This is a genomic window from Lewinellaceae bacterium (assembly GCA_020636105.1).
In the GTDB taxonomy this organism is placed as follows: Bacteria; Bacteroidota; Bacteroidia; order Chitinophagales; family Saprospiraceae; genus BCD1.
The window spans coordinates 3,069,367-3,093,457 of sequence record JACJYL010000001.1; the positions used below are offsets into that span (position 1 = coordinate 3,069,367).

At 44.6% G+C, this 24,091-nt stretch carries 19 protein-coding genes; 15 read left to right on the plus strand and 4 right to left on the minus strand.

What is annotated here, in order from left to right; genetic code table 11:
- Positions 1-71 precede the first annotated feature (71 nt).
- Together H6571_11595 and H6571_11600 are read right to left on the minus strand one after the other, a co-directional pair.
- Positions 72-1,127 (minus strand): PA0069 family radical SAM protein, encoded by a 1,056-nt coding sequence (locus H6571_11595; GenBank protein ID MCB9324369.1) that lies wholly within the window; start codon positions 1,125-1,127, stop codon positions 72-74.
- Between the two features lie 268 nt (positions 1,128-1,395).
- On the minus strand, positions 1,396-2,613 hold the full coding sequence (locus tag H6571_11600) for a hypothetical protein (protein MCB9324370.1): 1,218 nt from the start codon (positions 2,611-2,613) through the stop codon (positions 1,396-1,398).
- A gap of 674 nt (positions 2,614-3,287) precedes the next feature.
- Here H6571_11600 and mnmE point away from each other — a divergent pair.
- Positions 3,288-4,676 (plus strand): tRNA uridine-5-carboxymethylaminomethyl(34) synthesis GTPase MnmE, encoded by a 1,389-nt coding sequence (mnmE, locus tag H6571_11605; protein ID MCB9324371.1) that lies wholly within the window; start codon positions 3,288-3,290, stop codon positions 4,674-4,676.
- 479 nt (positions 4,677-5,155) lie between these two features.
- Here the strand turns inward: mnmE and H6571_11610 are convergent, their stop codons facing one another.
- Together H6571_11610 and H6571_11615 are read right to left on the minus strand one after the other, a co-directional pair.
- On the minus strand, positions 5,156-6,112 hold the full coding sequence (locus tag H6571_11610; protein ID MCB9324372.1) for a hypothetical protein: 957 nt from the start codon (positions 6,110-6,112) through the stop codon (positions 5,156-5,158).
- Between the two features lie 223 nt (positions 6,113-6,335).
- The gene (locus H6571_11615) at positions 6,336-7,010 is read right to left on the minus strand and encodes a hypothetical protein (protein MCB9324373.1); all 675 of its coding nucleotides are present in this window, start codon (positions 7,008-7,010) and stop codon (positions 6,336-6,338) included.
- A 487-nt stretch (positions 7,011-7,497) separates the two neighbouring features.
- On the opposite strand from H6571_11615, the gene H6571_11620 reads away from it, so the two are divergent.
- The 14 genes from H6571_11620 to H6571_11685 all read left to right on the plus strand — a co-directional run bounded on the left by H6571_11620 (position 7,498) and on the right by H6571_11685 (position 24,089).
- Positions 7,498-8,244, plus strand: a complete 747-nt coding sequence (locus H6571_11620; GenBank protein MCB9324374.1) for a 1-acyl-sn-glycerol-3-phosphate acyltransferase — start codon at positions 7,498-7,500, stop codon at positions 8,242-8,244.
- Positions 8,241-10,577 (plus strand): phosphotransferase, encoded by a 2,337-nt coding sequence (locus H6571_11625; protein MCB9324375.1) that lies wholly within the window; start codon positions 8,241-8,243, stop codon positions 10,575-10,577. The genes H6571_11620 and H6571_11625 overlap by 4 nt, the downstream gene beginning before the upstream one ends.
- A gap of 916 nt (positions 10,578-11,493) precedes the next feature.
- The gene (locus tag H6571_11630) at positions 11,494-12,021 is read left to right on the plus strand and encodes a CDP-archaeol synthase (protein ID MCB9324376.1); all 528 of its coding nucleotides are present in this window, start codon (positions 11,494-11,496) and stop codon (positions 12,019-12,021) included.
- Positions 12,018-14,453: a hypothetical protein gene (locus H6571_11635; protein ID MCB9324377.1), complete on the plus strand. Its 2,436-nt coding sequence runs from the start codon at positions 12,018-12,020 to the stop codon at positions 14,451-14,453. The genes H6571_11630 and H6571_11635 overlap by 4 nt, the downstream gene beginning before the upstream one ends.
- Before the next feature lie 133 nt (positions 14,454-14,586).
- Positions 14,587-15,306 (plus strand): hypothetical protein, encoded by a 720-nt coding sequence (locus H6571_11640; GenBank protein MCB9324378.1) that lies wholly within the window; start codon positions 14,587-14,589, stop codon positions 15,304-15,306.
- Between the two features lie 2 nt (positions 15,307-15,308).
- A complete protein-coding gene (locus tag H6571_11645) occupies positions 15,309-16,283 on the plus strand; it encodes a class I SAM-dependent methyltransferase (GenBank protein ID MCB9324379.1) in 975 nt (324 codons plus the stop codon).
- Positions 16,284-16,290: 7 nt separating this feature from the next.
- Entirely contained in the window at positions 16,291-17,232 is a 942-nt protein-coding gene (locus tag H6571_11650) for a fatty acid desaturase (protein ID MCB9324380.1), read from the plus strand.
- A gap of 187 nt (positions 17,233-17,419) precedes the next feature.
- Positions 17,420-19,156: an NAD-binding protein gene (locus tag H6571_11655; protein MCB9324381.1), complete on the plus strand. Its 1,737-nt coding sequence runs from the start codon at positions 17,420-17,422 to the stop codon at positions 19,154-19,156.
- Positions 19,157-19,278: 122 nt separating this feature from the next.
- Positions 19,279-19,761 carry a MarR family transcriptional regulator gene (locus H6571_11660; protein ID MCB9324382.1) on the plus strand — a complete coding sequence of 161 codons (483 nt, stop codon included), beginning with the start codon at positions 19,279-19,281 and terminating at the stop codon, positions 19,759-19,761.
- 520 nt (positions 19,762-20,281) lie between these two features.
- Entirely contained in the window at positions 20,282-20,713 is a 432-nt protein-coding gene (locus H6571_11665) for a GNAT family N-acetyltransferase (GenBank protein ID MCB9324383.1), read from the plus strand.
- Between the two features lie 58 nt (positions 20,714-20,771).
- Positions 20,772-20,960 carry a 30S ribosomal protein S21 gene (locus H6571_11670; GenBank protein MCB9324384.1) on the plus strand — a complete coding sequence of 63 codons (189 nt, stop codon included), beginning with the start codon at positions 20,772-20,774 and terminating at the stop codon, positions 20,958-20,960.
- 129 nt (positions 20,961-21,089) lie between these two features.
- The gene (locus H6571_11675) at positions 21,090-21,356 is read left to right on the plus strand and encodes a cold shock domain-containing protein (protein MCB9324385.1); all 267 of its coding nucleotides are present in this window, start codon (positions 21,090-21,092) and stop codon (positions 21,354-21,356) included.
- Between the two features lie 118 nt (positions 21,357-21,474).
- Positions 21,475-22,935 carry a sodium:solute symporter family protein gene (locus H6571_11680; GenBank protein MCB9324386.1) on the plus strand — a complete coding sequence of 487 codons (1,461 nt, stop codon included), beginning with the start codon at positions 21,475-21,477 and terminating at the stop codon, positions 22,933-22,935.
- Between the two features lie 11 nt (positions 22,936-22,946).
- Complete coding sequence (locus tag H6571_11685; protein MCB9324387.1) at positions 22,947-24,089, plus strand: amidohydrolase; 1,143 nt, start codon at positions 22,947-22,949, stop codon at positions 24,087-24,089.
- The last annotated feature ends 2 nt before the right edge of the window (positions 24,090-24,091 follow it).

Consider the following 24,091-nt stretch of genomic DNA (forward strand, 5'->3'; position numbering starts at 1 on the left):
CTGATGCTTTCTTAGCGAACTCTGCGCCTCCTTGGCGGCCTTTGCGGTTAAATTATTGAAACGACAAACTACTAAAACAACTTCAATTGCCCGGTTTTGAACCCATCATGCAGGTCGAGATTGAACGGCACTGAAGTGACATTTTTGAAATAGATCTTTTTGGCTAGTTTGTACTGGTCTTTGATGATTTTAGCGATGTTGCCTTCTCCGGACATACGTTTTCCAAAACGGCTGTCGCCCAACTCTCCGCTGTGGCAGGATTTGATCTTGGAAAGAATTTTATCCTTCCGGTCGGGATAAACACGGGAAAGCCAGTCCTCAAAAATACGGCCGATCTCCCCGTTGAGTCGCACCAGAGAATAAAAAATATCGTTGGCGCCCAGGGTGGAAATCTTTTTGGCCAACGGCATCAGCTCATGCTCATTCAGGCCCGGGATAATGGGTGAGATCATCGCATTCACGGGAATACCCGCTTTCGCCAACGCTTCAATGGTTTTAAACCGGCCCGGGATACTGGAGGCTCTCGGCTCGAGGAATTGCCGCAAGGTATCATCCAGAGTCGTGACGGTGATGACCACTTTAACCAGGTTGTATTGGTTCAATTCTTTCAGTAAATCCAGGTCGCGCAGGATGAGGTTGTTTTTGGTGATGATGCCCACAGGATGGCGGTATCGCAGCAGCACTTTCAGCAATTCGCGTGTGATGCCCAGCTTACTTTCGGCGGGCTGATAACAATCTGTATTACCGGACATCATGATGGGATCGGCTTTCCAGCGGGGCGATTTCAGTTGTTTCTCCAGCAATGCCGCGGCATTCTTTTTATAAAGGATGGTCTGTTCGAATTCCAACCCGGCGCTGTATCCCCAATACTGGTGCGTGTTGCGGGCATAACAATACACGCAGCCATGCTCACACCCCTGGTAAGGATTCATGGAATAATTGAACGGCAGATCCGGGCTTTCCACCTTATTGACTATGGTCTTGGGATATACCTCGATGTATTTGGTCGGCACCTGTCCGGAGTCTTCCGCCAGCAAATGCTGTGTCCCTTCGTCATAAACCAGGTTATGAAAACGATTGGGCGGGTTGATCTGTGCGCCCCTGCCTTTGAGATATGATTGTTCCAATTTTTAAATAATAATGCGAAAAATCTTGGCAACACACCTTGTCCGGTTAAGCTTTGTGGTTGATGTTCACGCCTGTTTTAGTGTGCGTTTATTATGTTTTGAAAGACGGTTTGTGTTGCCAACATTTTCGGGTGATTTAAGAATACTGGTGGAGAAAATTAACTAAAAACAAATATAGTAAAAAATTTATAAAATATCAACTTTTTGTTTTAAATAAATATTATAAATCAGCGCCTTTAAGAGAACCAGAGGAAGTTATTGCTTTGCCTTAATAATATATTATTTGCCTTTCATAAATAAATTCCAAAGTGTCATTACGAAAAACTTTTTTGTTTATCCAATTGCCCATTTTGTCATAGGTAAAATCCGTCGTTCTGACATCCTCCAAAAGGTTTCCGTTTTCATCTCTTTGTATCCAGGCTTGCTTTATAATGTTACCATATCTATCCTTATTTTCCCAATTGTATATAAACGAACCAATTGAATCATTAAATGGCAAGTAGATCCTTTCAATTGGGTATCCATATTCATCTCCCGCAAGAAGTTGTGTTGCAATCCTATTTTTGTCGATTTTATCAGCCTGGATCACACCCCCTTTATCATCGTAATAAAACATTTCCATATTGGTAATATTATCCAGAGAGTCATAGTGAGTCTCCCTGACTTTACGATCAAAATAATCATAATCGTATGCGATAGAGAAAGCCGAAGTGAGTCCTTCCAATCCGGGGTAAAAAACCTTTACCAGGTTTCCGTTTTTATCAAATAATTTTTCCTCTCCAGGATCTGGCACATAGTTGATAGATTCGCCGTATTTATCATAAGTATTTACGTTAGAGTAATGGATTACCCCATTTTTTGAAGCCGTTTCTTCCATTATTACAGTATCAATTTTATAAAAAAATTCCCATTTTATTAGATTGGAATCTGGAAGACTTGTTTCATTTACCTCAATCAGTCTTCCTGATTTATCATAGATAAATGAGCGATGTAATATAAAATTTCCATTAAAATTCGTTCGATTCCATTCTTCAAGAATTCCTTTTTTGGAAAAAATAAAATTCTCAATAAATACGGAATAAAATTTTTCATACTCATGGAATAAATCCTCACTTTGATATCCATTTACACTTCTGATCAATTGGCCTGATCTGTTGAACAAATACGACGCACTCTCCTCAATTTCAACATCTCTTATCTTTTCAAAAAAGCTATCAGCGACTATATTTTGATACTGTCCCCCTTCAAGCGGCACAAAATCATCCACAATAGCCTCTTCAGAATACCCATATTCAAGGAGAGAACGTACCGGTCCAAACAATTTTTTTTCTTCTCTGTCAATTATTATTTCGGCTATCATTTCTTTTACTATATCCTTTTCAATTTTGCCAGGGATTATAGTATTTGGCCCTTCCCGGCAATTGGAAATAATAAGACTAAAAGCTGTGATAAAACTTAAAATATATGATCTCTTATAATGTAACATGAGCTTGGATTTATTGAAAAAATTTCTCTATAAAAGAAACAGTATGTTTAGCAACCCGGTTATCCCTAAAAGCATTAACTCTATCCACAAAGCCCTTTTCCTGACTATTTTACCAAAAAACAAACCTAAACCGATCAGCATTCCACAAATGCCAACAATAATATTAAGTATCAGGAGCCAATTCGGAAATCTGAACAAATATGGCTAGCGATCCAGAACAGCAGAACCTGCCCTCCGTGCGTCAGCGGGTATCGAATACAGAATCGAACTCCGAAATTGGTGCTGGTCCTTTCTATTTCCAACTCTTTTATGCGTAAAAATTTGACAAAAACATTTGCTTATGCGTAAAAATTTAACAAAAAAGGCATTTTTTGCGTAAAAATTTGACTAAAAAGCCACCCCAGATGGTTACGTCAGGATGATGAACCGTGCACATGCTTTTTCTCACTGGTTAAACCCTTTAGATTTTACCAGCCTGACTGACCAACTGAAACAAAGCAATGCCTTCCTGGAAAGCGATGAAGCTGCATTGATTTTTGAATAACCGCCATTGCCTGCCTTGCGCCTTCTTTGCGTGCCTTGCGGTTAAAAACCAGCAGAACCCACAATGCAAAATCCTAAACTATCCATCAAAACCAATTTTCCTCGTAAATTTGCAGAAACAACCAAGCATCATGCTGCACACCGTCGATCTATCCGATACCATCGTTGCCCTCGCCACTCCGCCGGGAGTAGGGGCCATTGGCGTCATCCGCCTGTCCGGCAAGGAGGCCATAACCATTGTCAATGAGGTATTTCCGGGTAAGGATCTTGCCAAAGAAGCATCCCATACCATTCATTTCGGGACCATCCGGGACGGGGACAAGATCGTTGATGAAGTATTGGCCTCGCTGTTCATAGCTCCCAGGTCTTACACCGGGGAAAATGTGGTGGAAGTCTCCTGCCATGGTTCGGAATACATCATTCAGAAATTGATGGAGTTGTTTGTCCGGCATGGTGCGCGACCTGCCGAAGCGGGGGAATTCACCATGCGCGCCTTCCTCAACGGCCAGATGGACCTTTCCCAGGCCGAAGCCGTGGCGGACCTGATCGCTTCTTCTTCAGCATCGTCGCATACCATTGCCATGCAACAGATGCGGGGAGGCTTTTCTCATGAAATTGCCCAACTGCGGCAAGAGCTGATGGATTTTGCCAGCCTCATCGAGCTCGAGCTCGACTTCAGCGAGGAAGACGTGGAATTCGCCAACCGGGACGCCCTGGAAAAGCTCGTCAAAAAGATACGTACCCTGCTCAAGGCCCTGATCGATTCCTTCCAGTTGGGTAATGTGCTAAAAAACGGCGTCAATACCGTCATCGCCGGTCGGCCCAATGCCGGGAAATCCACGCTGCTGAATGCCATCCTGAAAGAAGAGCGGGCCATCGTCAGCCATATCGCCGGCACCACCCGCGACACCATCGAGGAAGTCTTCAACATCCGGGGCATCAACTTCCGCCTCATCGACACTGCCGGCATCCGCGATGCCCGCGACCAGATCGAAGCCGTGGGGGTGGAAAAAACCTTTGAGAAGATCAGTCAGTCGGCCATCCTCATCTACGTTTTTGACGTAGTCGAAACCTCGCCGGAAGAAGTGAAGGAAGACCTGGCAAAACTATCTACCCCCGGACTCATCATCCTCGGCGCAGCCAACAAAATGGACCTCAACCCCTACACAAAAGCCGAACACTACACCAACGAATACCTGCCCGCCGAACGTTTCGTCCCCATCTCCGCCAAAAACAACATGAACCTGGGCCTGCTCAAGGACCGGCTCTACGAAAACGTCGTCAGCGGCGACCTCAACACCGATAGCACCATCGTAAGCAACACACGCCACTATGCCGCGTTGCAAAAGGCCTACGAAAGCCTGGATGCCGTGCTGGCAGCCATGCACTCGGGCATCACATCAGATTTTATTGCAATGGATATCCGCCAGGCGCTGCATCACCTGGGAACGATTACGGGAGAGATCTCTACTGAGGATTTGCTGGGGAATATTTTTGGGAGGTTTTGTATTGGAAAGTAACGCACCATTCCTCCGATTTTAATACGTCCATCGATAGTAAATCTTGCTTTTTCGAACTATATTAAGTACGTTCAGGCTTGATTTGTCTTAAATATAGTACAATGAAAGAAAAGGCATTTCATTTCCCTCAACATCAAAAAATCCGGGATCACTTAGGAGAAAATATTAGGCTTGCCGGAAAAAGGCGAAAACTGACTACCGTGCGGGTTTACGAAGGGGCAGGAATGACGAACCTTCATTTAGTGTGCCCAGTCAATTTTTGACATCAATTATTTGTCACAAATTCGGTGAAAATTTGTGACCGAAAACAATCCCAAGCAGGATCAATTATTACACGGTGGACCTTATCAACCGGATCGTGAATAGACTTTACCGCCGTGCGGGCGGCGGCCCCCTAAAATTAAAAAAGTACAGACGATGGTCAGATATTCGTTTTTTATGTTTAAAGAATCTGGCCTATTAATTTTCACCCTGGATACTCAAAATAAATAGGGCAATATCAGTATAAAAACGATTAACCCGGGAATTAAGGCTAGTATGGCAAGAAAAAGTCCTGAATATTTTTCCTTGTTTAATAGTATCCTAAAAATACTGATGATACCCATAATAAATCCTAAACCCAAAAAGACTAAGACAAAGGGCCCGGCAAAAGGTAGTAAAACGACCCCAAGGGTCGTACTAATTACTGCCATCAAAGCAATCTCGTCCAGTTTCAATCCGGATTTTTTCGCCAAAAGTTCCCGGTTCCTGTATTGATACGCTTTCTCTTTTGCCCAAACATAAGTGATCTCCGATTTTTCAATTGTAATTTCCGCCGAATTTTCCTCTCCACATTTTTTATACACGAAAGCTGTTTCGGTTTCTCTGGTGATTTTTGCTTTTATCCTCTTATTGTCCACCAAACGGATCACGACACAATCATCATAGGAACTGTAGTCTTTTGGTTTATTATTTATTTTGGCCATGTATTCTCTGGCCTCCTGAACAACGGGGCCTGCCCCCTTATGGCCAACGAGGCTTTTTACTATTGTCCAGGGTAAGGTTATTTCAGGGCCATCCGGATCGTTGCAAATCCTGTAGGTAACCTTCTCTTCCGTCATTTTTACGATCTGGATTTTTAGCCGCTTGCCATCTTTCAGAATGAGGGTAACACATTCGTTTTCGGGAGGTTCGGAAAAAGGAAAAGCGATGTTCCCGGATCCTTTTCTCAATTGTTTTCCTAATCTTTTTCGTAAAATCTTCAGTGCGATTTTCTCCCTCCAGTCGAGTTTTGTCTCTTCGCCGGAAATAAACGCACCATGAAAATTTATTTGACCGATGGCCATTGCATCATCATTGGGGTAATGAACCGTATGGATCGCCTGTAAGGGATCGAAAAAAAATAAAAAAATTAGAATGGATAAGGCGTAAACGATTTTTTGATATTGGTTTTTCATGTTTAAAGTATTTGGTTAAGTATCGTTTTTGATCATCTTTTACAGGATCGTTTTAACCGAAAAATGAATCATAGCCCATGGTGTTGTTTACCGCCAATTTAAAAAAAAGTTTGCGATTGCTGAATAAATTATTGGCCAAAAAAAGAATATATATCTGATCTAAATAAATCAGGGTTTTCCGTACAGCCGAACCTGTCTGGCTGCCAGGCAAGATTCGTTACTTTTATTGGGTGTATTTGTAAAAGGTGAAAGGAAAATCATCCCACTTCTTCACTATACCTGCCTTGACCGGATTATTCAAAATATATCCAATAACATTATCAAACTCCATTTCATTACGGATAAACCGGTCATAACTTTCCTTTTGCCAGAAGGTGCTGCCGGCTCTGTCCAGCTCTAAATTGGCGTAACGGGCTGAGGCTCCCTTGATCCGTTTCATGATCCTTTCCAGGGGTTCAAAATCCATTTGTTCAAAGTTGAACAAGTCTTGTTCTTCAGGAATTTGAAGGCTTGTGTCAATCAAAATATGGACGTGGTTGGACATGATACAATAAGCCACCAGGTCATATAATTCCCCGTCGAACCGGTGTAATTGACTCGTAACCATTAAAGCTATCTTCGGATCCTTCAAATAATGCGGCCCTGTCCGGACATCTTCAAGCAATTTGTCATAGGCCAAAAAGAACCGGTGGTGGTGCTCCATCAATTCCTGTTTGGCAGAAACGGTGTTTTCTCGGAGAAGCGTTTTCTTCTTTGCTTCAAATGCCTGCTTCAGTTCAGATAACTTCGCTCGGGGAATGCTGTCTTTCAGCCTGAAGGTGACAAAAAAGGCTGCGCCAATGGGTTGCAAATGCGGCAGGTTATGCCGATAAAAGGTTTTTATTTTATTAGCTTTCATGGTAAAGGGGATAAATTAGCACCGAAGCTGCCTGGAGGTCAGGAAGGCTCGGTAAAAAAGCAAATTAATGGGTTTGAATTAAAAAAGCAATACCCGTCGAATGAATTCGACGGTACTTGTGGATCTCCCGTCGAATGAATTCGACGGTACTTGTGGAACTCCTGTCGAATGAATTCGATGGGACGTTTTGATTCCGTCGAATGAATTCGACGGTACTTATAGAAATTTTGATCAAAAAAAGTTAATTTTGTCAATTGATATTCCAATAAAATAACTTGTAATTTTTGAGGAGTTTCATTTTGGAACAACGCCTCTCCAAAAAACACTCCATTGATCCGCAGGACCAGCCAGAAGTAAAAACGTTTTTTCCCCCTCTGACATTTCGGCTTTTCCCGGTTTCTTTTTTTCTTTTTTTGAAATCGAGCTGTTCATTCCACCGGCAGAACCCATTTGTATTTATTTTATCACACCTTTTAAATCCCGGATTTTGAAAAACCTTATTGTGTTGTACAGATGGGTGGTAGCGATGACCACCATGACGATTACAGGGGGCCTATCGCTTATTTTGATCTTTTTGAGCTTCGGTTACCTGCGCAACTTTTGCGTCCAATACATCATCAAATATTCTTCCCGGTTTATCTTATTGGTCATGGGTTTTAAAGGGGTTTTTCCGCCGGTTGAACAATTTCCCGATTACCCGGTACTTTATACATTTAATCACAATTCCTACCTCGATATATTCCTGCTGACGGGTGTCGGGTTGCCCAATCTGAGGTTTCTGCTAAGTGAAAAAACACTCATTTATGTTCCGCTGGTCATTTCGGCCAAAGCCGCCGGCACATTTTACATCCCCCAAAAACATCATGCCGAACGCCGGCTCAAATTTTTTATCCGAATCACCAATTTCCTAAAGCGCAAACATCTGTCCATCGCCGGGGCTTCGGAAGGTGTCCACAAATACCTGCACGGTATTGCTCCCTTCAACCGGGGTATTTACCACATGGCCCTGGAGGCCAAACTGCCGGTTGTGGCTTTATACATTCACATTCCAATTGAATCCAACCCTTTTAAGGGGCAAAAACATGCGGTCGGCGGCACATTGAAACTGGAAATAATCGGCGAATTTCCCACCTCAGACTGGACCTTTGAACATTTGGATGCCCATATTGCCGAAGTGCGAAAAGTTTATGTCAACCGATTCAATGAACTGAATCCTGAAAACCCCTGCGTATGAATATTCCCTATATACAAGTCCCGGGCCGTGGCCTGATGAATAAAACGGCTTATGAGCTGCGGATGGATTATTTAAAAACACTGGTGGCGGATATTGCCCCTGCCGTGGCATCCGAAACGATCGAATTAGCTCAGATTCAAAATAATATCGAAAGTTATATTGGCACCATCGAAATTCCCCTTGGACTGATCGGGCCGCTGTTGTTTCTTGAAAAAGACCTGGAGCCCGAATGGGTACACGGGGCCGTGGCGACCACCGAAGGTGCCCTGGTGGCAAGCCTGAACCGCGGGGCCAAGGCCATCAGCCAAAGCGGCGGATTCCGGGCACACATCGTCCACCAAAAGATGCTGAGAACGCCCATGTTTACCTTTGTCAACATGTCGGAAGCTCTGGAATTCGACCATTGGATCAAGGCCAATTTGAATAACATTAAAGTCATTACCGGCAAATATTCGAATTATGCGGAACTGCTCGAAATTTCCAGCATCGTCGTCGGCAAGATTGTACACCTGAAATTCATCTACTCCACCAGCGACGCCTCAGGGCAGAATATGACAACCTCCTGCACCTGGAACGCCTGCCTGTGGATCGACCAGCATTTTCAGGAAGAAACGAATATCGACATCCTCCACTTTGTGATCGACGGCAATGGTGCCTCGGATAAAAAAGTGTCTTTTTATTCTATGCAAAACGGCCGTGGGACGCATGTGATCAGCGAATGTTTCCTGACCAATGAGATCATTGAAAAGACCCTTCGCACCAATGCGAACGATATGTTCCGCTCCTTCAATCATTCTATGGCCATCAGCCGCCTGGATGGGATGATCGGGTATAACATCAACGTAGCCAATGCCGTGGCCGGCATCTTTGGCTCCACGGGACAGGACCTGGCCAGCATCCACGAATCCTCGACGGCTATTTTACAAATGGAACAGACGCCGGAAGGATTATACCTGTCTCTCACCCTTCCCAACCTTGTGGTAGGAACGGTAGGCGGCGGCACCCACCTGCCAACGGCATCCAAAATACTCGAACTCATGGGTTGCAAAGGCGCCGGAAAATCAGGGCGGTTTGCCAAACTGATCGCCGGCTTCGCCCTGTCGATAGAGATTTCAACCCTGGCGGCCATCGTGAGCGGACAATTTGCCCGGGCACATCAGAAACTGGGAAGGAACAAACCCGTAAGATGGCTCCTGCGGTCTGAACTGGATTTAGCTTTTTTTGAACAATCCATGCCTTACCTCGAAGGAACCATCCGCCGATTGCATATGGAAACCCAATCCCACATGGACAATGGAATCCTGATGGAACTGACGAGCAAGGTGTCGAAAAAAGTGATCGGTTTTATTGAGGCCGATCTGGAAATGGAAACCGGGAAAATATTGCCCGTGCTGGTGAAAAGCAAGGCTCTGGGAGATGAAGTGATCGACGGGTTGCATTTTATGGCCAGCAACCTCAATGTGCAGCTGGCAGACAAACTGCTGAAATATAAAGATTTCCTGGAATACAAAGACTGCCACAAGAAGGAAATTGAAATCTATGAAGCCCTGAAATCGTTTGATTATCCTTATACCCCCAAATACTACGGGGCCATGGTGGATGAAACCAGGGAAATCCACCTTTTCTTCCTCGAACGATTGTGTGAGTCGGAAATGAGCCTCTTTAACACGGGTAATGCGCCGGAAAAATGGACGGTCCCGCTTATTAAAAAAGCCATAGAAGCCATCCACATCGTGCATCGCCGGTTTGCCAACGGGGAAAACCAGGAAAGGGTTCCATCCATATTCACCCTCGACTTCACCCAATCGATCGATCTTTACCTGTCTTTCATTACCACCAACCGGAAAGACTACGAATACCTGGAACTTGACCACTACTTTGATTTTATGAACCAGGTAATCAATGAATGGGAGGAATTTAAACCCAAACCTCATGGCGTTTTAACGGTGGTGCATAACGATTTTAATCCCAGGAATGTGGCGATCCGAAAAAATGGCGATCCCTGTATTTACGATTGGGAACTCGCAGTAATCCACCTGCCGCAGCGGGATATCTTTGAATTCCTGGCTTTTACGCTGGATAAGGAGATCGGGCAGGAGCAATTATCTGAGATGCTGAACTTCCATTATCAACTCGTTTTGGAATTCAACGATCCCGGGTACAGTTGGGAAAACTACCTGGAAGATTTTAAACTGGCGGGGAAAGACTTTTTGATTACGAGGGTCAATTTTTACCTGGCGGGAAGTACGCTGGTCCATTATCCTTTTATGCCAAGGGTTTTTGAACATTCGGTACAGATACTGGAATCGGTGGATGGTCTGGCAGATAAATAATTAACTGACGTTACGAACTAAGTTTATGCCAATTGAAAAATTGTCAGCCTTTTTTAAAATCAAAGCTGTTTTTTTGAATGTAAAACCTACCTTTCTTCGACAGTAGGCAGGTGTAGAAGTGTTTGGGGATAAGAGTTTGGGTAGGAAAAATAAGTAATGATTATGGAGTGTATTGGAAATGTACAGCGGCCCAAAGAGATATAAGGCGTCAGGTGGCTTCGGGAAGTGGCTTTGTCACAAATGATTCCTAAGCAACGATGCTTGAGTAATTTCAATTACCAGGCATACAGAAATCGGTGCCACTTAACGGGAAAATCGCCTTATGTCAAACGAAAGAGCCAAATAAAACCTTCGATTATGCCTTTCGATAAAACCGAGTGTGAACTTGCCGCCTTGCATTTCCAGGCCTTTTTTCTATCTTTTTTTGGCCGGAAAAAAAGATAAGTGATTCTAAAAGTTACTATCAAAAACAGACATTACAAAACCCAAAAGCAACGAAGTGTCTCAAGCTCTACCTGGCGCTAGATTGGCAATTAAGACCGTATAACTTAAAGATGGCGTAATAAACTATAATAGTGTATGTTTGCGTAACATCAGTGATTAAGATTATTCAGGGGAAAAGTTGCGGTAGCCTTTCCTCGGCATACGATGCCGGGACGCTGTACCTTGAATTCTTTATCCTTTGTTTGACAACTAAGGTTTTGGTCTCACCTGGCTGCCAGACAGGTGCGCTACATCTAATCTAAATTTGGTAGCTATAAAAGCAAACTCCATTAGGCCTTTTTAATATGCTAATTGAAAATAAAAAACATCTGGTTAAATTTGTCCAGGCACTATAAATGCTCAAGGATTTCCGCTCGTTCTTTCTTTAGACCCCGAGCCAATATGGAAAAATGCTAAACAAGAGAAACACAACATGCTGACTTACGCTAAACTCCATATCTTCCTGCTTTTCCTGCCCATGATCACCGGTAATGTGTTGCACATGATCATCGTCAGGAAAAACCTGTTGCCCGGCCTGGCCATCCCGGTATCGCAACCACTCTTTGGCAGGAATAAAACGCTGAGGGGGTTTTTAGTTCTGCCCATCCTGAGCGGGGTGCTAGCCTTATTGAGCAGTCTTGCCTTCGGGCCTTTGCTGCAGTCACACCTGGAAGACTTTCTGACAGGGGCAGGTATGGGGGTTGTTTATCTACTTTCGGAATTGCCCAATTCCTATATCAAAAGAAAGCTGGGCATTGCCAATGGAGAACACTCGCAACGATACAAGCTGGTTCAGATATTTTTTGACAAGGCAGACTCCCTCATCGGGATACTCTTATTTTACTGGCTGGTCACTCCGGTTCCATGGACAACGATCTTTGGTTTGTTTTTCATTTCTTTTGGCATTCACCTCTCCATATCTTATTTACTGGTTCGTCTGAAAATCAAGCAATCCTTATGATCTACCTGTCACCTTTGCATAAAAAACTCACCTCTGCTGAAGTTGGAGGCAAAGCTTCCGGGCTTTCTCAACTGATCACCTTTGGAGTAAAGGTTCCCCGTGGATTCGCCGTAAGGAAAACGGCGCTTAATCAATACCAGGCTGACCGGGCGCTGCCGCCCGGATTCATTCAGGAGCTGGAAGATTGTATCAAAACACTACCCGGCAGGCAATTGATTGTGAGGAGTTCAGGCATTGGCGAAGACTCCGAACACCATTCCTTTGCCGGCCAACTGGATTCCTTTGTCGTAGCTCACGATGCGGAAGCCGTCCGCGCCGCCATTTTAAAATGCTGGGACGGATTGAATAACGAAAGGGTAATCGCCTACCAGGCATTTTCAGGACAATCTCTTTCAGAAATGGGAGTAGTGATCCAGGAATTTCTTGAGGCCGATTATGCCGGGGTAACTTTCACCCGATCTCCCAATGACGAATCTTCTATTTACACCGAATATGTGAAGGGAGGAAGTGAGGCCCTCGTTACCGGTAAAGTGACCCCTCTCAATTTTTCAATATCTACAGGAGAATCCCCACCCCGTGATCTTCCCTTCAACGGGCACCAATTGATCCGGCAATCCATGCAGTTGAAAGAGCAATTCGGCAGTCACCTGGATATCGAATGGGTGGCCATCGGCGATGAAATATATTTTGTACAGGCCCGCCCCATCACTGTAAAAAGTACTGCCCGGGTTTACTGGACGAACACCAACCTGAACGAGAATTACCCGGATCCCATCTCTCCGCTTTTGTATTCCATCGCCCGGGATGCCTATTACCACTATTTCAAAAACCTGGCCAGGCTTTTGCAGATCGACAAAGAGGCCATCAGATCACTGGAGTACGATTTCAGCAATGCTGTCGGGATATGGAGCAACCGGATTTATTACAACATGACCAGCATTCACAACATTCTTTCTTCCTCTCCCCTTAAGGATTATTTCAAGGAAGCCTTCAACCAGTTTGTGGGGTATGGAGACCGAAAAGATGCCGCCTCGTCAGGCATTTCAGGAAAAACTTCCCTGCTGAGGATCGGGTGGCGTCTGGTCTGGCTCAACATATCCCTGGAACGCCACGTGAAACAAATCGAAAAAAAAGTAACCGGTTTTTCATCCAGGGTTGACCACAAGCCTCACGGAAAAGCCAAAGGAGATTTGTTTTATGAATTCCTCGACCTTCGTTTCAACCAGTGGTATCATGCCAGCCTTGCCGACTTTTTTTCCATGATCCATTATAAATGGTTAGGGAAGCTGACCCAAAAATTTTACGGGAAGCAAAGTGTGGGGGTGCACAATACGCTGGTGCAGGCCATCCCGGGTTTGATCAGCAGCGAACCCCTCAACGACACCTGGAAACTCGTAGAACATATCGACCGGCAGGAAGGCGGACGCCAGTTGTTCTCAAATAACACGGCGGAAAAAGTATATCAAACCGTCTTTACTTCGGAAAAATGGGAAAGCACCAAAAAACTGATCCAAAATTACCTCGACAAATGGGGTTTCCGCTGTTCCGGGGAGTTGATGTTTTTTAAGGAAAATTATATTGAAAACCCGGTAAAATTCATCGAGCTGGTACAGAGTTACATGCGCAATGCTGCCCAGGATCCTGGGATCATTATCGCACAGAAAGACAAGGAGCGGAGGCTGGCGATGAGACAGTTTGCTGCCCGTATTTTCCGAAAAAGACATGTGCTGCTGCCGCTTTCCATTTTTGAAACGGGCCAGCTCTACCTGGTGTCAAAATTATGTAAACAAGCCATCTCCAGTCGGGAAAGGGTTCGGTATAAACAGGCGGAGATGTACTATAAATTCAAAGTAGTCGTAAAATCGATCGGCCGGGAGGCCGTGGAAAAAGGGTTGCTGGAAAATGAGGAGGACATTTTATACCTGAACTATAAAGAGATCGGGGAATTAATTTCCTCCTCCGGCATGTTCGGTCCGGCGCTCAAACATCTGGTGGCTTCCCGAAAGGAAACCTTCTGTCAAACCTCCTCCTCCTTTTTCCCGGATAGCTTTTCCACCGAATTCGGGGAAAGGCCCGATCACGTAAGCGCCAAAATAGCACTTGTTGAAGGGGCTACCGAATTCTCCGGGCTAGCTGCCAGTGGAGGCAGGGTAAAAGCCAGGGTAAAAGTGCTGGAATCCGTGCTGGAAGGCCATAAAATCGAAAAAGGTGATATCCTGGTCACCAAACAGACGGACCCCGGATGGGCCATGATCTTCCCGCTCATCGGGGGCCTGATCGTGGAAAGAGGTGGTGCTTTATCCCATGGAGCCATTGTAGCCCGTGAATTTGGCATCCCTGCCGTAATTGGCATCGAGGGCATTACCGAAATACTCAAAGACAATGATGAAGTAATCCTGGATGGGGATTTGGGCAAAATTCAGATACTTTGACTGGGGGTTGCTGAGGGGTTTGTTCGAACAAAAATTTAACCGCAGAGAACGCGGAGGAGGCGCAGAGATCACAAGGGGTTCCTTGTGTCGAATGCTGTTAAAAATCAATTAGATCAGTTGAAAGTTTAAATAAATGATAGGAAAATATTTGACAAGCCGTTTAAAGCCCGTAAAATTTTTGTGGCTCGCAGCACTCTTTTCCATTTTTGTGGCTGATGCAAAAAGCGGGGCAATGCCCTGGCTGCAAAACATCGTTTTTTTATTCCTTTCGTTTTTGGTCTTTCGTTTTATTGACGATGCCGGATCCGTGGAGACCGACAGAAAAGAACATCCGGAGCGCACTTACCTGGAGGTGGAGCAATATCCCCGATTTCTGCGGTTGACCATCACATTAACTATCCTTTATCTCCTTGTTTTGGTGCTCATAGATGTGCGGATTTTTTATACTGTACTGGCTTTGATCGCAGGTTCTGCCGGGCTTTATTTTATTTCCCGCAGATCCCAATTCCCGTTGGAATTCATCCCGTTATTAAAGTACCCTGTGCTGTTGTGGTGCCTCTCCGGTTTTTCAACGGATATTCATTCCCTGGGGCCCATAACCTCAACTTTTTTCATCATTTTCACCTATGATGCACTGGAAAAAATATCTCTAGAAAAAATTAACTTATTTTGGGGCTTAATTCCCTTAGCCGTGAGCGGATTTCTCGCTTTCAGGGTGTGGGAAAATGCAACAAACCTATGGCTTATTTTACCGGCGATGCTCCTTATTATGCTTTTTAAAGGATCTAAAAAAATCCGGTATGTCCCCGTTTTGTATTATCCAATTTTGGTCTTTATGCTAAACATCAATTAAACATGGAGAATTTGTTTTTAAAAAAACTAAAAAACCCTCCCGGCTACCGGTTTGAACCGGTCAACTGTTACAACTGTGGAGCAAATGACTATGATCTCTTTTTGATCGGGGAAGAAGACCTGACCGGAAAAGAAGGCGAATTTCAGTATGTTAAATGCAAATCCTGCGGCCTGGCATATCAAAATCCCAGGATACATGTTGACCAGATCAAGGAGTTTTACGACGGGGAATACATTGCCCACCGCAAGAAAAAGAACTGGGGCATACTGACGCCCTTATACGAATGGGCGATGAACAAACACGACAGGGAAAAGGAAAAGATCGTCGCACAATATGTAGATCTGAATGCTGACACCGAAGTCATGGATGTAGGTTGTGCAGTAGGCACTTTTTTGCTGCACCTGAACCAAAAATACGATTGTAAAATAAGCGGGGTGGACTTCAAGGAAGGATTGGATTATCCTGGGTTTGACAAAATAGAATTTTATGAAGGGTTGTTTTATGAACAGAACCTCGCTGACAATCGCTTCGACCTGGTGACCATGTGGCACTTCCTCGAACATGATTACGATCCCAATAAAACCCTACAAACAGCAGGCAGAATCCTAAAAAGGGGAGGAAAACTCATCATCGAAGTACCTCGGCTGGACAGTTTTACCTTTAAACTGTTCGGCAGAAAATGGCCGGGGGTGCAGGCGCCTCAGCATACCGCGTTGTACGACAAAAAACGTTTTTTGGAAATGATGGAGAAAAACGGTTTCAAGGTGATTAAATACTTGCCTTTTGGTGCCTTTCCTCCTTATTTTTATATATTTTCAGGCACCTATTTTAAGCTCATCGGTAAGGGGCTGAACCTTGATAAAATCATTTTTCCTTATTTCCTGGGCCAGTTTTTATTGACGCCGATATTGATCTTTCAGAAAGTTTTAAATCTTTCCATGCAAACGGTAATTTGCGAAAAAATGGATGATAATTAAGCATGTCATGGGTACACAAGAACTTAAGTTAACCGATTACAAAGCGAGCAACGGGAATGCTTTTTTAAGTCTTATCATTCCCGGGGCATTGGCCGTTGGAGGAACACTGTTGGCGCTGTCCGAAAACACCGTTTCCTACTGGTTCGGGCAGTTGTTTTTGTCCTTTTTCTTTTTGCAGACATTTATTTTACTGCATGAATGTGCGCACCTGAATTTTTTCAGCAGCAGGTGGCTCAACAACCTTTTCGGGCATGTTTTTGGGTTGCTTTCCATGATCCCGTATTACACCTGGCAGCACATGCACAACCTCCACCATCGCTGGACCGGCTGGCGGGACAAGGATCCTACCACTGAGAAAACGGTGGAACCCAGCAAATCACCCGTCATGAGAATTGTGGCCAATGTGTGCTGGTTTCTTTTTATCCCCATTTTTTATCTCGTTTACAAGCTGAGCAATTACTGGAACATATTCAAGATCCGGCGTTTTCTGAATCCTAAAAAATTCAGGTCGGCCGTTTTTCATGTTACGGCCTATCTGTTCGTTTACATCGCTCTGGGATATTTTTTCGGGGCTTTCCTGGCGGCTCTTTTGGGTCCGGCTTTTATCCTCAGCCTGGTATGGAAAGAGCTGGTCATTCTCACCCAGCACTCACACATTGACATTCCCGTTTCGAATGGAGAAGCGGTCCGGCCCATCGCTTATAAAGACCAGGTGCAGTACACCCGAAGTTTTTATGTGAATGCTTTTTTTGCCCGGCATTTTTTGTTCAATTTCAATTTGCACGAAGCCCATCATGCCCATCCGGGGTTGCCTGCCTACTGGTTGGAGAAAGTCGCCCTGGGGGTGCCAAAAGAGCCGAGGTACCTGACATGGTTCAAAAAAGCGAAATCAATGAAAGGGGAAGACTATATTTTCAGGACGTCAAAACATACGGGCAAGTTTTTTTAGACGTAATTCGGCTGGTCTGCGATTCCGAGAATACACCATTACCATCTAAAGAGGAATGTTCGATAAATCTTTTGAAAAAAGTGGAAATAATTGCATTTGTATAAAAATAGCTATAATATCGCTGTAAGTCAACCCGTGGCAGGGTATTTTGTGAACAATATTTTTTACCGCAAAACCTGTAAAAAACATGGCGGCCGAACCTAACTATTCCCACAACAATAATCGGTACTACTGGATGCCCCTGATAGCCCTGCTTATCTTTAGCCTGGCAGGCAGCATTACCGGATTCAGGGAGTACTTTATGGCTCATGGAGAAAGCCATGATTGGTTGCGCTGCCTTTATCGTACCCTTCAACTTTTCACCTTTGAAGGAGGAGATTTTGATTTTTCCATTCCGTGGCAACTGGATGCATCACGCTTCACCGCCCCCCTCACCACTGTGCTGACTTTTGTTTATGCAATGCTGGAAATTTTCAAGGAACGCTGGACCCGGATGAGAATGAGAAGGTTGCGCCACCACGTGGTCATCATCGGCTTGGGCACAAAAGGAAAAAATCTCCTGCGGGAAAGCCTGCAAAAAAAGGAAAAAGTACTGGTCATTGAAAAGAATCCACTCAACCCCAATCTCGCTTCCCTTAAGTCCTCCGGAGGGTTTCTGCTGATTGGTGATGCCAAAAGCACACATCTGCTCAATAAGGCCAAGATCACTCGCGCAAAATCAGTCTTCCTGCTGATGCAGGATGACAATGACCAGGTGAATGCCTGTCTTCGGATTTATCAGCTTTTGAAAGAAAGCCACCGGGACGAATCCAATGCGCTGAATTGTTTGATGCACCTTCGGAACCAGGAATTTCTGAATCCTTTGAGAAGCCATAACCTGGTGCGGGACGTGCATGATGGTTTTGTGCTGAACATTTTTAATGTGTATGAAAACAGCGCCCGGGTAATGTTTGAAGAACACCCTCCCGACCGCTCGGGGATTACCCTCGACAGCGAAAAATATGTGCAGATCATTATCATCGGATTCGGACAGGCAGGGGAGGCACTGGCCCTGCAAACGGCCTATAACGGGCATTATATCAACGGCAAAAAACCAAAAGTTTTGGTCGTGGACTTAAAGGCAAAGGAGAAGATCCCGGATTTCCTGGAACGGTACCCTACTTATACTGACTATTGCGATATCCGGTTTCTGGCCCATAACGCCAACAGCCCTCAATTTCTTCAACACTTGGCCCAAAATCTCGAGGATCATCCTGATGCCTTAAATACCATAATTCTTTGTTTCGACAATAAAACCCACAATATGTTGCTGAGCCTGCAACTGGAGAATTTAATGATCGATGAGACCTATGGCCCGCTAAACATTTTTGCACGGACCAGTGACAATGAATCCTTTGCCTCCTTTTCCAAAAACATCAAACCTTATGGTTTGCCTTCAAGGGTGTCTTCTTTTCCGGCCATCATTGAAGAAGATCTCGATAAAAAGGCAAAAGCCATCCATCGCAATTACCTTGAAAAACGAAAAAGTGAACCTGATTTTGGTACCAGGGCAGCCGATGTCTCATGGCAAAATCTATCCCAGGAATACAAAGATTCCAACCGGAAAGTCGGTGACCATCTCGGGGTGAAAATGAGGGGTATTGGATGTGAGATCGTAAGCAAAGAGGATTCACGCCCTGCCGCAATATTTTCCCAGGAAGAACTCTACCAGCTGTCGAAACTCGAACACCGGCGCTGGAGTGCCGACCGTTCTTTGGCCGGCTGGACCTACGGCAGTGAAATCAATGAAAAAACCCGGAGAACACCCTACCTCACCGATTGGGAAAGCCTTTCTGAAGAGATCCGTGATTACGATAGTAATGTGGTGAGAAATATTCCTGAAATACTGAACAGCGTTGGATTAAAGGCAGTACGGGTTAATTAGCACCCTCATAAGTTCATTCTTTTTTTTTCGAGGCAATTGCTTGCTAGAATTCGTCCTGATCTCCTCAAAAATCACTAAACTTGCCATGAGTTCCGGCCAAGGCATTTCCGGGCGTAAAAATTATGAATTACATCGACATTTTAGTCAAGCTACGGAAGATCATCCGGTCGATCAACCTGGAGAGCAAGCAGATCGAAAAACAATACGGCATCAGCATCCCTCAATTGTTGTGCCTTCAATTTCTCTCGGGCCAGGAAGACTACAAAGCCTCTGCTTCGCAGATCAAGGATTTTATACAGCTCAATGCCAGTACCGTATCCGGCATCATAAGCAGGCTTGAAGCCAAAGGGCTGGTCGCCAAATTGCCCAATTTTAAAGATAAAAGAGCCACTTTTATTACCCTGACCGCGAAGGGAGCAGATCTGCTAAAGGAATCTCCCACTACCCTCCAGGAAAAACTAAAAGCCAGACTTTCTCTACTTTCCACTGAACAGATCAGTGAGCTCAACAAAAATATTGAGTTGCTCGTTCAGATCATGGACGCAGAGCATTTGAGCGCTTCTCCCCTCATTACGATCAATGAAATCAGCGAAAATCAAAAATAGTTTGTATAGAAACTATTTTTTTTCTACTTTTGCAACTGTTTTGTTGCTCATACGTTTCTATTAATAACAGTATGGTCGAGGCCGGTTGGCATATTACTGTCATTATCTAAAAATCTGTTTTTCAACTAATTTTATACCTAACATTAGCTGAACTCACAGAATCACTTGCGTTACAGACAAATTTTACCCGAGAGACAGTCGCGAAAACGACTCATACTTAGAGAATTTTTAGCCAAAATCTCTAGAAAAGGTTTCTATTGAAACAATTTTGCGATCAAAGCAATAAATGTACCATTTGTTTTTTTGCCGTGGGTCGCAATTTCTAAGTCAATAACTACCGACCATACCTTTTTAAATCTATTCTGTGCCTGGCGAAGTCGTTTGGGGCTGCATCGGACCTTGAGAAGGAATACAAACACCAGGATATCCTGTGTGAGTTTATCTGTTATCCGTTTTTAATAAAGACCCTGGTCCCGGGAATAAATAAATAAAAAAGTAAGCATTTATGGATGAATTTAAAATGAAATTATTCACATCGTACGACCCTTTGTCATCGAATCAGACAGCTGGTACGGTCGATTTTTTACACACGCATCTCGACCAGTTTGGTGACCCCAAGGATCACATTTCCAAGGCCATAGATTACGCCATTTCAGACAATGAGGGCGAAGGAGGTTTTGTCATTAACTGCCTTGATGGGGATAAAATCATCGGTACCGTTGTGGTAAACAAAACAGGTATGGAAGGATATATTCCGGAAAATATCCTTGTTTACATCGCTGTTGACAAAACATATCGTGGAAAAGGTCTTGGCAAAAAACTAATGCAATATGCCCTGAAAGTCAGTGACGGAGGAGTGGCCCTGCATGTTGAACCGGATAACCCGGCCAAATTTCTTTACGAAAAACTTGGCTTTGAAAACAAGTATCTCGAAATGAGATACACCAAATAAAATTGCCTTTTAAGGCAAGAAAAATTCCATTATTTACAACAACTTAAAAAATATTTATATGCTAAAAATTGAAAGAAGCGACGGTGAAACGATCGATCGAATGTTAAAAAGATACAAACGTAAACACAGAGACACCAAACAAAGAAGAGAGCTTTCCGACAGGAAGCAATTTACCAAACCTTCCGTGTTGCGCAGAAAAGAAATTTTAAAAGCTGCCTATGTCGAGAAAAAGCGTCAGGAGAAATAATCATTCTTCTGAGTTTTTCAATTTTAAAAGTATGTTGTTTAAAATTTACGGTAGGGAAGTGCTCTTCAGAGCCTTTTTCTGAACCAAACGGCAGCAACTGGAATTTTAAACAGCTTCAAAAAACTATTTATGCTGATTTTAGAAAAAATAAAAGCGTTATTCACAAGTAATAAGCAGGAAAAATCCGAAACGGATTCCCCAAAAACAGGATTCATTAAATACTTTAACCGGTCAAGAGGCTTTGGCTTCATCCACTCTAAACAAATGGCCAAAGATGTGTTCGTACATTTCCAGGATCTTGAAGACAAGATCTATGCCGGCGACAAAGTATCTTTTATCGTTGAGCGCAATGAAAAAGGCCTAAGGGCGCGAAATGTTGCCCTGCTTACAGAATAATAATCCTTGATGAATACTCATCGGACTTCTTGAACTGGAAGACGGAAGTTGTCGATAATTCAACAGCTTCCGTCTTTCATTTTTATGGCTTTTCCTTTTAAAAAGACCCTACTTTTTTATGCATTTGATAGACCTGTTAATTTTTGGGATCTATTTCCTGGCCATGCTCGGCGTGGGATACTTTTTCTATAAACGCAATAAAAATGCGGAAGACTATTACGTTGGTGGACGAGAAATGGGCAGTTGGCACATTGGCTTATCTGTCGTCGCGACAGATGTCGGCGGAGGGTTTTCCATTGGACTCGGCGGCCTGGGCTTTCTCATGGGGATTTCAGGTTCATGGATGCTTTTCACAGGGCTTGTAGGCGCCTGGCTGGCCTCCGTTTTTCTGATCCCCCGTGTGAGCTCCTTATCCCGGAAAATGAAATTCCTGACTTTCCCCCAATTGTTTCTCCATTTCTACGGCAAGCGGGTAGCCTTGCTGGCGGGCATCATTTCCGCTATCGGATATATCGGCTTTACGAGTTCCCAGCTGCTCGCCGGGGCCAAACTGGCCTCTGCCACCTTCCTCGACCTCAACATGAATACGGCCTTGCTCATCATGGGATTCATCGCCGTAGGATATACCGTTATCGGCGGGTTAAAAGCCGTCATCTACACCGACACCATCCAATGGATCATACTCATGAGTGGCCTGATATTCATCGGTATCCCCATGGGATATTATGCCATCGGAGGGATTGATGCCATCCGTTCCACACTTCCGGCCTCCCATCTTTCTCTGACCAATATCAAACCCGTTACTTTAATCAACTGGTTTGTTACGATAGTCCCCATCTGGTTTGTCGGCATGACCCTTTATCAGCGCATTTATGCCTGCAAAGACGAAAAAACCGCCAAAAAGGCCTGGTACATTGCCGGGTTGTTTGAATATCCTGCCATGGCATTCATGGGCGTGCTCCTGGGGTTATTTTCGAGGGTAGCCGCCGAACAAGGCATGTTTGAATATGCCGGTTACGCCAGCGCTGCTGCCATAGACCCTGAAATGGGCCTTCCCATGTTGCTGCGGACCATTCTGCCTACCGGATTAATGGGCCTGATGTTGTCGGCTTATTTTTCAGCCATCATGTCCACCGCCGATAGCTGCCTCATGGCCGCTTCCGGAAATGTGGTGACCGATGTACTGGACCGGCTGATGCCCAGGGAACCTACTGAAAAAGAAAACTTACGCTATTCACAGATCGCCACCCTGGCCATCGGAGTGCTGGCACTGATACTTGCAACGTTGATGCAAAACGTACTGGAATTGATGCTGTTGTCCTACGCCTTCATGGTGTCAGGACTTTTTGTGCCTGTACTTGGGGCACTGTTCTGGAAAAAAGGAACCCCTCAGGCTGCTTTTTGGGCAATGCTTGCCGGTGGGGGCACCACCACAGGCCTGGTGATCGCCGAAATATCATTGCCCCTTGGGCTGGACGCTAACATAGGAGGTATTTTTGTATCCGCCGTTATTTTTATAATGCTGAGTTTTTTTCCGCCGGCAGATCCGGTACCCATGCCTGTTTCAACACCGGCTTAAAATGGTTCAATATGGATTTGACATCATACCAATTCCTTGAAAAGATCAGACATGATTTACATGCCCATCCCGAATTATCGGGTGAAGAATATGAAACAGGACAAAAGGTAGCTTCCATTCTATCCGGCTACCGGCCGGCTTTGCTGCTCGAAAAAATTGGCGGTACGGGAGTCATCGCCGTATTTGACAGCGGAAACCCGGGTCCATCGGTCCTTTTTCGGTCAGAGCTTGACGCTTTACCCATTCAGGAGATCAATGATTTTGCCCATCGGTCCAACCGGGAAAACATCTCCCACAAATGCGGTCATGACGGGCATACTACCATTTTGATCGGACTGGCAAAAAAGCTTTCGGAAGGAATGCTACTAAAAGGAAAGGTCATCCTACTGTTTCAACCGGCCGAAGAAAATGGCTCAGGCGCCGAAACGGTCATGTCAGACCCGGCATTCCGCTCTATTCACCCGGATTACGTTTTTGCCTTTCACAACCTTCCGGGGTACCCGTTCAAACAAATTGTCATAAAACAAAATGCCTTTACGGCTTCAGTGAAAAGTATCATCATCAGGTTACAGGGAAAAACAACACACGCGGCAGAGCCTGAAAACGGGATCAATCCAGCACTGGCTATTGCCCGGATCATCACCGAAACGGCAAAATTATCCAACAATACCCCCGAACAGGAAGACTTTTCCGTCGTCACGCCCATTCACATCAATATGGGTGAAGTGGCTTACGGAACAGCTGCCGGAAACGGCGAAGTACACCTCACCCTCAGGACATGGACTGAACCCCACATGAAAAGGCTGGAAACCAAAATCATCGCCGTAATCGAGCAGGTTTCCGAAAGGGAGCAGTTAAAGGCAGAAATCTCCTGGACGAATAAATTTACCGCCAATGAAAATGATGACGAAGCCACCGAAATGGTCATGGCAGCAGCTCTTAAAAATAATTTTTCGGTAACGAAAAGGGATTTCCCTTTCAAATGGGGTGAAGATTTCGGTCTGTTTACCCAACATTTTAAAGGAGCCATGTTTGGCATCGGTGCCGGAGTAAATACCCCGGCACTGCACAACCCTGACTACGATTTTCCAGACGAACTTATCCCTGTGGGTATTCAGATGTTTTACTCCATCGCTCAAAAAATTCTTGACTAAAA

What these genes read in the sequence shown, in the direction of transcription:
- H6571_11600 (MCB9324370.1), bottom strand. Translation starts at nt 2,613, where the DNA reads ATGTTACATTATAAGAGATCATATATTTTAAGTTTTATCACAGCTTTT.
- mnmE (MCB9324371.1), top strand. Translation starts at nt 3,288, where the DNA reads ATGCTGCACACCGTCGATCTATCCGATACCATCGTTGCCCTCGCCACT.
- H6571_11610 (MCB9324372.1), bottom strand. Translation starts at nt 6,112, where the DNA reads ATGAAAAACCAATATCAAAAAATCGTTTACGCCTTATCCATTCTAATT.
- H6571_11615 (MCB9324373.1), bottom strand. Translation starts at nt 7,010, where the DNA reads ATGAAAGCTAATAAAATAAAAACCTTTTATCGGCATAACCTGCCGCAT.
- H6571_11625 (MCB9324375.1), top strand. Translation starts at nt 8,241, where the DNA reads ATGAATATTCCCTATATACAAGTCCCGGGCCGTGGCCTGATGAATAAA.
- H6571_11630 (MCB9324376.1), top strand. Translation starts at nt 11,494, where the DNA reads ATGCTGACTTACGCTAAACTCCATATCTTCCTGCTTTTCCTGCCCATG.
- H6571_11635 (MCB9324377.1), top strand. Translation starts at nt 12,018, where the DNA reads ATGATCTACCTGTCACCTTTGCATAAAAAACTCACCTCTGCTGAAGTT.
- H6571_11640 (MCB9324378.1), top strand. Translation starts at nt 14,587, where the DNA reads ATGATAGGAAAATATTTGACAAGCCGTTTAAAGCCCGTAAAATTTTTG.
- H6571_11645 (MCB9324379.1), top strand. Translation starts at nt 15,309, where the DNA reads ATGGAGAATTTGTTTTTAAAAAAACTAAAAAACCCTCCCGGCTACCGG.
- H6571_11650 (MCB9324380.1), top strand. Translation starts at nt 16,291, where the DNA reads ATGGGTACACAAGAACTTAAGTTAACCGATTACAAAGCGAGCAACGGG.
- H6571_11655 (MCB9324381.1), top strand. Translation starts at nt 17,420, where the DNA reads ATGGCGGCCGAACCTAACTATTCCCACAACAATAATCGGTACTACTGG.
- H6571_11660 (MCB9324382.1), top strand. Translation starts at nt 19,279, where the DNA reads ATGAATTACATCGACATTTTAGTCAAGCTACGGAAGATCATCCGGTCG.
- H6571_11665 (MCB9324383.1), top strand. Translation starts at nt 20,282, where the DNA reads ATGAAATTATTCACATCGTACGACCCTTTGTCATCGAATCAGACAGCT.
- H6571_11670 (MCB9324384.1), top strand. Translation starts at nt 20,772, where the DNA reads ATGCTAAAAATTGAAAGAAGCGACGGTGAAACGATCGATCGAATGTTA.
- H6571_11675 (MCB9324385.1), top strand. Translation starts at nt 21,090, where the DNA reads ATGCTGATTTTAGAAAAAATAAAAGCGTTATTCACAAGTAATAAGCAG.
- H6571_11680 (MCB9324386.1), top strand. Translation starts at nt 21,475, where the DNA reads ATGCATTTGATAGACCTGTTAATTTTTGGGATCTATTTCCTGGCCATG.
- H6571_11685 (MCB9324387.1), top strand. Translation starts at nt 22,947, where the DNA reads ATGGATTTGACATCATACCAATTCCTTGAAAAGATCAGACATGATTTA.